The following is an 11,804-nucleotide window of genomic DNA, read 5'->3' as shown; positions in this document are numbered from 1 at the left end:
GCAGATGCAGCTGCGGCCTTTTCACAGAATTATTGGGGGTGGGGAGAGCGATGGTTTCGATTCAGAAGCGGCGCGTGGCGATTTTGATTGCGGCCTGTCTTGCATCGCCGGCATTCGCCGCATCGCCCACCACGGTTTACTACAACGGACAGGTTTATACGCCGGGCGGATGGCAGACGGCGTTTGCCGTGCGCGAGGGCCGTATCGTTGCCGTGGGCAGCGACGCGGACATCCGCAAGACGCCGGGCGCGGCGCACGCCGTCGATCTCGGCAAGCGCACGGTGCTTCCGGGCCTGTTCGACATGCACGTGCACCCGACGCTTGACGCCCGGGGCTACACCGGCAGTTGCAAGCTCCCGCAGGAAGCCGGTGCGAAACAGATTCAGGACAGCATCGCCGCCTGCGTGAAAGCGAAAGCGCCCGGCGAATGGTTGACCGGCGGCCAGTGGCAGGCGTCCAGCATCACCGATGGCCCCATGAATGCGCAGACACTCGATGCCGTGTCCCCGAACAATCCGGTAACGCTCGTCGATATCAGCGGACATTCGATCTGGGCGAATTCGAAGGCGCTCGCCGTCGCGGGCATCACGAAGGATACGCCCAATCCCGAGGGCGGCATCATCGAGCGCGATGCGGGCGGAAACCCCACAGGTCTTCTTCGGGAATCGGCGAGCGAACTGGTGACGCGGCACATACCGCCACAGCCGATCGAGGAAACGAAGCGCCTGCTCGGGAAGAGCCTCGACCATCTGCTGTCCTACGGGATCACCGGTTTCGTCGAGGCCGTCGCCATGCGCGAGGATCTGGCAATCTATGCCGATCTTGCCGACAAGGGCACGCTCAAGCAGCATGTGCAGGCGTGCATCGCGACCAGCATGGCCGGGCACGGGAATTCCGAACTCGATGCGACCATCGCCGACATCCCGAAATACACGCGCGAGCGCTTCAAGCCGACGTGCGTGAAGGTGTTCGCCGACGGCGTGCCGACCGACAGCCACACGGGTGCGATGCTGCAGGCGTATCAGGCGGGGCAGCCCAATGCGCCCGCGAAGGGGCTGTTGTTGTTCGATCCCGAAACGTTGAACCCGCAGATGGCGAAGTGGGACAAGCTCGGCCTCACGGTGCTGTTCCATGCCGCCGGGGATTGGGCAGTGCGCGCATCGCTCGATGCTGTCGCCTTTGCGCGGCAGCAGAACGGCAACAATGGCCCGATGCACCAGGTTGGACATCTTACCTTCGTCGATCCGGCGGACCTGCCGCGCGCGAAAGCGCTGAATGCCGCGTTCGAATATTCGCCCTATCTGTGGGACCCGCAGCCGATCAGCGACGATATCACCAAGGCCGTCGGCGAGCCCCGCATCTCGCGCGTGTGGCCGATCAAGGATGGCTTCGATGCGGGCGCGCTCGTGATCGCGGGGTCCGACTGGATCGTGGTGCCCGCGCCCGATCCCTGGCTCGGCATCGAGACGGCGATCACGCGGCAGAACCCGGGCGGCAGCAAGCGGACGTTCGGTGCCGGGCAGGCGATCACGCTCGATCAGGCGATCCGTATGTTCACGATCAATGCCGCAACACGCCTCGGCCTCGACAAGGAACTCGGCACGATCGAGGCGGGCAAGCGCGCCGATTTCATCGTGATCGACAAGAACCCGTTCCGCATCCCGGCAACGGACATTCATACGATCAAGGTGCAGAAAACCTACATCGACGGTGAAGTCGTGTTCGATCGCGGCACGTCTGGGGAATAAACGGCATTCGTGGAAGGGAGTGGGGCATGGCTTCAACGTCGGTAAGGGCCAAGCGCAGCGCGCGGATAATCTTGCTCGCGGCGGGCGCGGCCGTGCTTGCCTCGGCCGCCTACGCGGCCTCGCCGACAACGATTTACCGGAACGCGCAGGTTTACACACCTTCAGGGTGGAAGAATGCCTTCGCGGTGAAGGACGGGCGCATCGTCGCGGTCGGGAATGACGAGGATGTGCGCAAGGCCGCGAAAGGCGCGCGCGAGGTCGATCTCGGCAGCCGCACCGTGCTTCCCGGTCTCTACGACATGCACGTGCATCCCGTGCTGCAGGCGAAGGGCGGCGAAGGGCGCTGCAGCATTTCGCCCGACCTTCCCGCCGCCGAACTCCTCGCTGGTGTCGGCGCCTGTGCGAAGGCCGCCGCGCCGAATGAATGGGTTGCGGGCGGCCAGTGGCAAGCCTCCGTTCTTGCGGGCACGCCGATCACCGCCGCGACGCTCGACACGGTATCGCCTGATAATCCCGTGATGCTGTTCGACGTGAGCGGCCACAGCCTGTGGGTGAATTCGAAGGCGCTCGCCATTGCGGGCATCACGAAGGACACGCCCAATCCGGAAGGTGGCATCATCGAGCGCGACGCGGCAGGACTGCCGACGGGCGTGCTGCGCGAGACGGCGCGCAATCTCGTGCTGCGCCACCTTCCGCCGCAGCCTGCCGAAAGGACGCAGGCGGAGCTGAAGAAGAACCTCGATTACCTGCTGTCGTTCGGGATCACCGGTTATGTCGAGGCGATGGCGTTTCGCGACGATCTCGAAACCTATGCTGCGCTCGCCGACAAGGGCGAGCTGAAGCAGCACGTGCAAGCGTGCATCGCCTACAGCCACGCCGGGCATCCGAACCCCGATCTCGACGCGACGATCGCCGCGATTCCATCGTACACGCGTGAGCGCTTCAAGCCGACGTGCATCAAGGTTTTCGCGGATGGCGTACCGACCGAGAGCCATACCGGCGCGATGCTGGAGGACTACGAGGCGGGACAGCCCAATGCCCCCGCGCGTGGGCTGTTGTTGTTCGATCCCGCGAAGCTGCATCCGCTGATGGCGAAATGGGACAAGCTCGGCCTCAACGTGCTGTTCCACGCGGCGGGCGACGCCGCCGTGCGCGCGTCGTTCGATGCCATTGCCTATGCGCGGCAGCAGAACGGCAATGGCGGCCCGATCCATCAGGTCGGGCACTCGACATTCGTCGATCCCGCCGATCTGCCGCGCCCGAAGGCGCTGAACAGCGCGATCGAATATTCGCCCTATCTGTGGGATCCGCAGCCGATCAACGACGACATCACCACGGCGGTCGGTGCGCGGCGCATCGAACGCGTCTGGCCGATCAAGGATGGATTCGCGGCGGGTGCGCTGGTGATCGCCGGGTCGGACTGGGCGGTGATCCCCGCGCCCGATCCGTGGATCGGCATCGAAACGGCGATCACGCGGCAGAACCCCGGCGGCAGCGTGCGGACGTTCGGTGCCGGGCAGGCGATCACGCTGGAACAGGCGATCCGCATGTTCACGATCAACGCCGCAACGCGCCTCGGGCTGGAGAAGGACCTCGGCACGATCGAGGCCGGCAAGCGCGCCGATTTCATCGTGATTGACAAGAACCCGTTCCGAATTCCCGCAACGGATATTCACACGATCAAGGTGCAGAAAACCTACATTGATGGCGAGGTCGTGTTCGACCGCGCCAAGGCAGGCGCACGATGAAGGCGGTGTTCGCCTTCGCGCTGCTCGTCGCGGCCGCGGCATCGCCCGCCCTTGCCGAGCGGGTGGAAACGGTTTCGGTCTACAAGGGTGATTTCGCCACGGTGAATTCGTTTGTGTTCTCGAACGGAAAATCGCTCGTGGTGATGGACGTGCAACGCAAGGCGAACGAGGCGCGCAAGCTCGCCGCGATGATCAAGGCGATGAAGCTGCCGCTGACGCATATCCTCATCAGCCATGGGCACACCGATCATTTTACCGGCATGGCGGTGTTCCGCGAGGAATTCCCGGACGCGAAGATCGTCGTCGCCAACGAGGACATCAAGGCGGACATCAAGCGCTACGCGATCTACATGGATACCGGCGGCGAAACCGGTGCGGAACCGCCGCTCGATCCGGCGCTGAAACCGAAGACGCCGGAGCACCCGCAAGGCTTCGACTACGAGCGCAATATCGAGGTTCTGAACGCCCCGAAGCTGGACATGGTGGGCGGCGGCAGCCTCGAACTTTCCACCGACTACATGCGTGCCGAAACGCCTTATATCACCACGGTCTACAGCCCCGATCTCAACGCGTTGTTCCTTTCCGATTTCGGCTACAACCGTGTCCATTTCTGGATGGGCGACGATATCAGCCGCGAAGACCTGAAGAACTGGCGCGCCGAGCTCGTGGCACTGAAGGCGCGCTACGCGAAGCAGACACCCAAAATTTATCCCGGTCACGGCGATCCTACCGACATGCGCATCTTCGATCCGTCGGTGCGCTACATCGACGATTTCCTCGCCGTGACTGCAGCCTCCAAATCGCCCGAAGAGGCGATGGGGAAGATGATCGCGCTCTACCCGGGTTACAAACAGGCCGACTTCTTCCTGAAATACAGCGCCATGGAGCATGTGCCGGCTCGCCCCTCGAGCGTAGGGCACCGCGCCGAGGCGGCATGGCGTGCGAAGGTCCGCGAACTCGCCGCGAACGAGTTTCGCAATCCCGCATGGGGCTATTCGCACAGCGTGCGGGATTATGTTCTGGCGCAGCAGCTTGCGCGCGCGGACGGTGTCCGCCTCGACGACGACGTGATGTTCGCCGCCGCCTATCTCCACGACATGGCGGCCTTCCCGAAATGGGAAGAGCAGGGCACTGATCACGCCGATCGTGCTGCCGCTATCGTCGATACGGTTCTGAAAGGCAGCGGCTTTCCCGAACGCAAGCTCGCTGCGGTGCGCGACGCGATCCGCACGCATATGTTCGACCGCGAGCCAAAGACGCCGGAGGCACTTTATCTGCACGATGCCGATGCGCTCGACTGGCTGGGCGCCGTGGGCGTCGCACGCGTGATGGCGCTCGTCGATGCACAGGGCGGCAAGCCCGCAGGGCCGGACATGGCGAAGTTTCTGGAAGCCAATCTCGCAAAGGTGCCGGAGCGCGTGCTCACGCCCGCGGGCAAGGCGATGCTGCCGGCGCGCAAGGCCGAGCTCGAAGCCTTCCTTCGCGATCTGCACGCGCAGACGGAAGATTTCTCGACACTTTAATGAGCAAGCAGGGGAGACAGGGAATGCTGAAAACGATTGCGGGGAGCGTGCTGGCCCTTTCGGTGATCGGCAGCGCGGCGGCGGCGGAAGCGCCCGCGGACACGATCCTGCTGAACGGCGACGTGCGGACACCGGCGGGCTGGGTGCAGGCGCTTGCGATCCGCAATGGCGTGATCGTCGCGGTGGGCGATGCAAAAGCCACGGACGCCTTTCGCGGGCCCAATTCGGTCGTCGTCGACCTGAAGGGCGCGGCGGTTCTCCCCGGCCTCCACGACATGCACGTGCACAGCCATTTTGCGGGGCTCGAGCAGTTTTCGTGCAGCTTCGGCTATGGCGCGAAGCCTGCCGCCATTGCTGCGCGCGTCAAGGAATGTGCGAAAGCCGCGAAACCCGGCGACTGGATCACCGGCGGCAACTGGGTGGGCGCGGTGTTCAAGAAGGGCGAGCAGACGCGCGCTTTCCTCGACAAGGTTGCGCCAAACAATCCCGTGGTGCTTTCGGATGAATCGCATCACAGCATCTGGGCGAATTCGAAGGCACTCGAACTCGCGGGTGTGACGCGCGACACGAAGGACCCTGAGGGCGGCATCATCGATCGTGATGCAAAGGGCAATCCCACGGGCGTGTTCCGCGAACTGGCAACCAATCTCATTGAAAACATCATGCCCGCGCCGACCGAGGAAATGAACCGCAAGGCGCTGATGCTCTCGACGGCGCAGATGCTCTCTTACGGGATCACGTCCTACACAGAGGCGACGGTCCGCGACAGCAACATGAAGACGCTGTCCGACCTTTCGGGCGAAGGCCTCCTCAAGCAGCGCGTGCGCGGGTGCATCGTTTGGGCACCGGGCGACGCCATGGGCGAACGCCTGATCGAAACGCGCGCAAACTACGCGAAGCCGCGGTTCAAGACGGACTGCGTAAAGATCTTCATGGACGGCGTGCCGCTGGAAAGCCACACCGCCGCGATGCTTGAACCCTATAAGGGCGTTTCGAACACCGACCCCACCAACAAGGGCATCTTGCTGATCCCGCAACCGGCGCTCGACGCGGCCGTGGCGAAGTTCGATCGCATGGGGCTGCATGTGAAGTTCCACGCCGTCGGCGATGGCGCGGTGCGCTCGGCGATCTCGGCGGCCGAATATGCGCGCAAGGTCAACGGCTGGGCCGGATCGGCGCACGACGTCGGCCACACGACCTTCGCCGATCTCACCGACATTCCGCGCGTGCGCGACCTGCATCTGACGTGGGAGTTTTCGCCCTACATCTGGTATCCGACACCGATCACAGACGTCGATATGCGCCGCGCCGTCGGCGAGGAGCTGATGAAGCGCGTGATCCCGATCAAGGATGCTCTCGACACCGGGGCAAATGTCGTAGCGGGGTCGGATTGGTCGGTGGTACCGTCGGTCAATCCGTGGCTCGCGATCGAAACGATGGTGACGCGCCAGGCGCCCGGCGGCGGCGGCACGGTGATCGCGCCCGATGAGCGCGTGTCGCTCGACGACGCGTTCCGCATCTTCACGGAAAACGCGGCCGCGCTGATGGGCACGCGCGATATCGTCGGCGCGATCGAGCCAGGGATGCGCGCGGACATCATCGTCACGGAAAAGAACCCGTGGAAGGTACCGGTCACCGAAGTTCATGCGACTAAGGTGCGGATGACCTTCATCGACGGCGAGAAGGTGTATGATGCGGAAAATCCGCCCAAGCTGACCGCGAACTGAGAGGAAAAGCCATGCCGCGCACTGGGTTCTACACCGACGAACGCACCTTCTGGCACGCGACCGGAATGCAGGCGCTGTTCCTCCCCGTGGGCGACTGGGTACAGCCGCCGGGCGGAACGGCGGGCGCGGACACGCCCGATTCCAAGCGGCGTCTGCTCAGCCTCGCGAACGTTTCGGGGCTGACACGAAAGCTGGTGATGGCGGAGTCGACACCAGCGACGGTGGAGGACGTCTGCCGCGTGCACCCACGCGATTACATCGATCGCTTCAAGGCGACGAGTGACGCGGGCGGCGGCGATATCGGGCATCTCGCACCGTTCAGCAAGGGCGGCTTCGAGATTGCGATGATCTCGTGCGGGCTTGCAATCTCGGCGGTCGATGACGTGCTCTCCGGCAAGGTCGACAACGCCTATGCGCTCTGCCGTCCCGCCGGGCACCACTGCCTTGCCGACATGTCTATGGGGTTCTGTCTGCTCGCGAACATCCCGATCGCGATCGAGGCGGCGAAGGCGCGGCACGGCATCTCGCGCGTCGCCGTTGTGGATTGGGACGTGCACCACGGCAACGGCACGCAGTCGATCTTCTACGACCGCGACGACGTGCTGACGATCTCGGTGCATCAGGACCGCTGCTTCCCGCCGGGATACAGCGGCGCGGAGGATCGCGGCGAGGGCAAGGGGCTCGGCTACAACCTCAACATTCCTCTGCCTGCCGGCGGCGGCCACGATATCTACGTGCACGCGTTCGAGGCGCTGGTGCTTCCCGCGCTTGAGAAATTCCAGCCGGAGCTCATCATCGTTGCGTGCGGGCTCGATGCGAACAGCGTCGATCCGCTGGCGCGGATGCTGCTGCACAGCGAAAGCTACCGCATGCTCACGCAGACGATGATGGACGCCGCGAACCGCCTGTGCGGCGGGCGCCTCGTCGTCGTTCATGAGGGCGGCTATGCGGAAGCTTACGTGCCGTTCTGCGGCCACGCGGTGCTGGAGACGCTGAGCGGCGAGCGGACGGCGGTGGTCGATCCGGTGCTCGAAATGGCACTTGGCTGGCAACCGGGGCCGGAGGCGGCGGAATTCCACAGAGCATGGGTCGAACGGCTGGTCGCGGACCTCGGATGACTCCGCTCCGCATCGCCGCAGCCGCGCTGCTGCTGTCGCTGTCGTCCGCGGCGCTCGGCAGCGAGTGGCTGATGATGGTGAAATCGCAGAATGTCGATCCGGCGCGCGAGGCGGAATTCGAGCACTGGTATAACGAGATCGATATTCCCGATGTGCTCGTGGTGCCCGGATACGAACGCGCGCGGCGCGGGCACGCCGTGGGTGGTGAGCAGCGGCCGTACGTTGCGCTCTACACGATCGCGTCGTCCGACATGGACAAGACGATTATCGCGATGCTGATGGCGAGCTGGCGGATGGACCAGCTCGGGCGCGGGACCGACCTCATCAAGGTGACCGAACGCATCTACTACAAGCGCGATGGGAAAGGTGCGCGGAGCGAGAGCGCGGGAAAGCCGACGCACATCTATTTGCACCGTTCTAAAGGCGTGGCGGCGAAGGAATTGGGGGCGATCGTGAAAGCGGGGCTCGCGGTCAGTGCGACGCCGTACCGGGTCTACAACGTGCTGATGCATGAGCCGGTTGCCGTGCCGGACCAGCTCGTGGTGTTCGAGCTTTCAGCGGCGTCGGATGCAGAGGCGAATGCGGCGGTGCAGCGGATCGAGGCGTGGACCGGCGCCAGCGGATGCGGCGCCGACTGTGCGGCGCTCTATCAGTTGACGCTCGACGTTTCCGGCTGATCGAACTTCGCGACGAGCGCCGCGCGCGTGCCGGTGACATCGACGAGGCGCTGCGACCGATACGTTGCGATCTCCTCCGGCGTGTAGGGTTTGAAGCCGTCGGCCGTGATGCCGCCCATCTTCGGGAGCAGCCAGTTGAGCAGGGCGGCGAGATCAGCATCGCTGAGCTTCGAATTCGCCGAGCCCGGAACCTGCACGAGGAATTCGCGGCCGCCCTCCACCTTCAGGAAGCGGTGAAGTTCGGCCTTCATCGAAGGCACGCTGCCCTTCTGGCCGCTGCCGTCGGGGAGGTGGCAGCCCTGACATTCGGTCATGTAATTGACGTGCGGCGAGCGGCCGTTGCGCGTAAGGTCGGGCGCAATGCCGCCCGCGTGTGCCGCCACGGCGGCGGCGCACAGCAGCACGGGAAGGACAACGAGACGCATCCCTAGTCGGCGGCGCCTAGAACGACGGCGGTCGAGCAATTGTAGACGACGCCGACCTCGGTGCCGAGGCACCAGTTGATGTCGTTCGAACCGGCGGGCTGGTGGACGGGCGTGTCGCCTTCGTTGCGGTTGCACATGCAGCGGCCGCACGCGGATTTTCCGCAGCAGTCGTTGTAGGAGATCACGTAATCCTTGTTGTCCACCGGATTGCGGCAGGTGCCGACCCATGTGATCGGCGAAGGCTCGGTGCCCGGCGGGCACGAGGAGGTGCTGCCGCCGCAGCAGGAGCAAAGGAAGCCGTCGATCGCGCAGTAGCGCCAGTAATCGCACGACTGCGGATCGCCGCTTTCGCCGGGCTGCTGCGCCGCGTTCGCGCGTGAGACGGGGAGCAGCGGCATCGCGGCAGCGGTGATGCCGAAGGCGCTGGCGCGGCCGAAGAAGCTGCGCCGCGACATGCCACGCGCAGCGGTGCGGCTCAGCCGCTCCATGATCCTGTCGAGCCTGTTGGTCATTGAGCAGCTCCTGTGGTTGCGGCGCTCGCCTCGCGGCGCGCCATGTAGTCCTGGATCGAGGCGATGCCTGTCCGCTGTGCTTCGAACAGACTTTCGACATGCTCGCGGTTGTTGACGAGGCCCTTTGAGGCGACGCGGCCGTCTGCGCCGAGCAGCACCGCGTAAGGCAGTTTGCCGACGCCGTGCGCGCGCCCGAGATCGGTGGAAAGCACGAAGGGATGATCGCCGAGCTTCTGCTGCACGATCATCTTCATCTGCGCGGCTTCATCGCCGTCGCTGGCGAAGACGAGGCGCGTGGTGGCGACGTTCTCCCTCGCCACCGACAGCAGCACCGGCAGCATCGATTTGCACACCGGGCAGGTGGGGGAGAGGAAGAACACGAGCGTCGAGCGGCTATCGGCCGCGATGCCGCCGATGCGTACCGCGTCGCCGGTGAGGCTGGGCAGCTCGAACATGGGTGCCGTCTCGCCAACCTTCGCGCCGCCCGAGAGCGTCAGCGCGCCGACCGGGCCGAGCCGTTCGTGGAGCAGCCCGACCTGCCGCAGGAGGCCGACCATCATCAGCGCGAGGCCGACGATCGCCACCCATTGCAGCGCGAACGCTGCCAGAAAAACCTCGTTCATCTCACCACCGCCTTTCCGCGCAGACCGCTTGCGCTGAACTGTCCGAACCCGAGATAGAGCAGCGCGAACGCCGCGATCGCGCCGATGCCCGAAATCCAATCGATCGCGCCGAGCGGGCGGGCGCTGAAGGGAAGCGCGAATACGGCGAACGCGAATGTCGCGAGCGCGATGTTGCGCAGCAGCAGCTCCCAGCCGAGCGTTGCCTGCGCCGCGCCAAAGCCCAGGCAGCCGCAATCAATGTGATCGCGGCCGCGCGCGATGTTGATGCCCATCGCGGTGGCATAGGCGAGGAGCAGTCCGGCGATGCCGAGCATCGCGATCTGGCTGCCGAGAGGGACGGCGATGATCGCCGCTGCGCCGAGGGCGAGTTCGGCGAGGACGATCATCGCACCCGCCGGGCGGACAAGCGCCGCCGGCAGAAGCCGATAGTTGCCGAGCGTTCCAACAAAGCCCGGGAAGTCCCTGAGCTTGCCGCCGCCCGAGAGCAGGAACAGGCTGCCGAGCAGCACGTTCGCCACCAGAACAGGGAGGATATCGATGCCCGTCATTGGCCCCGTCACTGGCCGGTCACCGGCGAAGGCTGGATAACGGTCATGAACCCGCCGAGCCCTTCGATCTTGCGGATGAGCGCGCCGGTCATGGCGTCGCGCACCTTGAAATCGGTCTCGCCGGGCATGGCCGTGTAGAGGAGCGGTTTCGCGTCCTGACTGACGGCAACGGAGAGCGCCATGCCGTCGAGCGGGATGCGCTGGATGCGCGTCTGCTTCGCGGCGTCATAGACCCAGATCTCGGTGCCGGGATCCTTGTGCGTGTTGGGGCCGCCCTCATGCATCAGCACGTAGAGACGCCCGGTAGCACGGTGGTACGCGGCGGTCTGCAGCGCGCCCGGACGCCAACCGGTGTCGGCCGCAGTGATCAGCGACCATGTCTTCGCGAGGCTGGGCACGTCCTTCGCATGATCGATCACGTGCACTTTGCCGGAGGGCGTGAAGAACAGCCACTGCTTGCCGGTCCACACGCCTTTCTCGGTAACGGGATCATCGTCTGCGAAGAGTTTCTTCGAGGTCTTGCCGAGCGTGACCTTGCCTTCGGCGTCGAGCGTCGCGGGTTGCAGCGCGCCGTCGCCGCAGATCAGGAAGAACTTCGATGGCCCGGTCGGGAAGACGAGGCCGCAGCCCGACGTCACGAACTCGCCGACGGTTTTTTGCGCCTGCATGTCGACGACGGTGACGGACTGTTCGGGCGTGAAATTGTAAAGCACAGCGAAACGACCGCCCGGCATCACCGGCGCCGACGAGATGAACGGCATACCGCTGAAGCGCTTCGGCGGAATGATCGCTTCGGTTCCGGCCTTGAGGTCCGAGGTCTTGTAGAAGGTCACGACATCGGTCCGCTTGCCGCGGACACCGCGAGAGAGATGGATCGAGGGCACGCCGAACGTCTTGCCGTCTTCGGCAAGCAGCAGTGAGCCGTGGCCGTAGCCGCCGCTGATCATGCCGAGCATCTGGCCGCTGTCGGCATCGAGCAGATAGGCGCGGCCGTCGAGCATACGGTCGAACGAAACGTCGTTCACCCAGACCCAGTGCGGCTGCATCACCTCGGCGAGCGTTTCCTGCGTCAGTTCTTCAGGCTGAAGCTGCGCCGTTGCAGGCGCAGCAACGGTGGCAAGACAGAGCGCGGTTAAGGCAGTGAGTGTTTTCATA

Annotated in this window: 11 protein-coding genes; 6 read left to right on the top strand and 5 right to left on the bottom strand. The window is 64.8% G+C overall.

The genetic code is table 11. The features are described from left to right. Positions 1-74 precede the first annotated feature (74 nt). The 6 genes from ACE3TJ_RS07630 to ACE3TJ_RS07605 are packed head-to-tail and all read left to right on the top strand — an operon-like array spanning position 75 to position 8,541. Positions 75-1,748 (top strand): amidohydrolase, encoded by a 1,674-nt coding sequence (locus ACE3TJ_RS07630; protein ID WP_374595454.1) that lies wholly within the window; start codon positions 75-77, stop codon positions 1,746-1,748. 26 nt (positions 1,749-1,774) lie between these two features. After that, positions 1,775-3,496 (top strand): amidohydrolase, encoded by a 1,722-nt coding sequence (locus ACE3TJ_RS07625; protein ID WP_374595452.1) that lies wholly within the window; start codon positions 1,775-1,777, stop codon positions 3,494-3,496. Continuing rightward, entirely contained in the window at positions 3,493-5,019 is a 1,527-nt protein-coding gene (locus ACE3TJ_RS07620; protein ID WP_374595450.1) for an HD domain-containing protein, read from the top strand. The genes ACE3TJ_RS07625 and ACE3TJ_RS07620 overlap by 4 nt, the downstream gene beginning before the upstream one ends. A gap of 23 nt (positions 5,020-5,042) precedes the next feature. After that, on the top strand, positions 5,043-6,746 hold the full coding sequence (locus ACE3TJ_RS07615) for an amidohydrolase (protein ID WP_374595448.1): 1,704 nt from the start codon (positions 5,043-5,045) through the stop codon (positions 6,744-6,746). Between the two features lie 11 nt (positions 6,747-6,757). After that, positions 6,758-7,864: a class II histone deacetylase gene (locus ACE3TJ_RS07610; RefSeq protein ID WP_374595447.1), complete on the top strand. Its 1,107-nt coding sequence runs from the start codon at positions 6,758-6,760 to the stop codon at positions 7,862-7,864. Beyond that, positions 7,861-8,541, top strand: coding sequence for a hypothetical protein (locus ACE3TJ_RS07605; RefSeq protein ID WP_374595445.1), 681 nt, complete (start codon positions 7,861-7,863; stop codon positions 8,539-8,541). The genes ACE3TJ_RS07610 and ACE3TJ_RS07605 overlap by 4 nt, the downstream gene beginning before the upstream one ends. On the opposite strand, the gene ACE3TJ_RS07600 is transcribed toward ACE3TJ_RS07605, so the two are convergent. The 5 genes from ACE3TJ_RS07600 to ACE3TJ_RS07580 are packed head-to-tail and all read right to left on the bottom strand — an operon-like array spanning position 8,514 to position 11,803. Continuing rightward, positions 8,514-8,966: a cytochrome c gene (locus ACE3TJ_RS07600; RefSeq protein ID WP_374595443.1), complete on the bottom strand. Its 453-nt coding sequence runs from the start codon at positions 8,964-8,966 to the stop codon at positions 8,514-8,516. The two genes, ACE3TJ_RS07605 and ACE3TJ_RS07600, sit on opposite strands and share 28 nt — an antisense overlap. A 2-nt stretch (positions 8,967-8,968) precedes the next feature. After that, positions 8,969-9,478, bottom strand: a complete 510-nt coding sequence (locus ACE3TJ_RS07595) for a methylamine dehydrogenase light chain (RefSeq protein ID WP_374595441.1) — start codon at positions 9,476-9,478, stop codon at positions 8,969-8,971. After that, entirely contained in the window at positions 9,475-10,101 is a 627-nt protein-coding gene (gene mauD / locus ACE3TJ_RS07590; protein ID WP_374595439.1) for a methylamine dehydrogenase accessory protein MauD, read from the bottom strand. The genes ACE3TJ_RS07595 and mauD overlap by 4 nt, the downstream gene beginning before the upstream one ends. Continuing rightward, a complete protein-coding gene (locus ACE3TJ_RS07585; RefSeq protein WP_374595438.1) occupies positions 10,098-10,649 on the bottom strand; it encodes a MauE/DoxX family redox-associated membrane protein in 552 nt (183 codons plus the stop codon). The genes mauD and ACE3TJ_RS07585 overlap by 4 nt, the downstream gene beginning before the upstream one ends. 8 nt (positions 10,650-10,657) lie before the next feature. Further along, positions 10,658-11,803 carry an amine dehydrogenase large subunit gene (locus ACE3TJ_RS07580; RefSeq protein ID WP_374595436.1) on the bottom strand — a complete coding sequence of 382 codons (1,146 nt, stop codon included), beginning with the start codon at positions 11,801-11,803 and terminating at the stop codon, positions 10,658-10,660. Position 11,804: the final 1 nt, after the last annotated feature.

The organism is Sphingosinicella sp., from assembly GCF_041916975.1.
In the GTDB taxonomy this organism is placed as follows: Bacteria; Pseudomonadota; Alphaproteobacteria; order Sphingomonadales; family Sphingomonadaceae; genus Sphingosinicella.
This window is presented reverse-complemented; position numbering and strand designations above follow the sequence as displayed.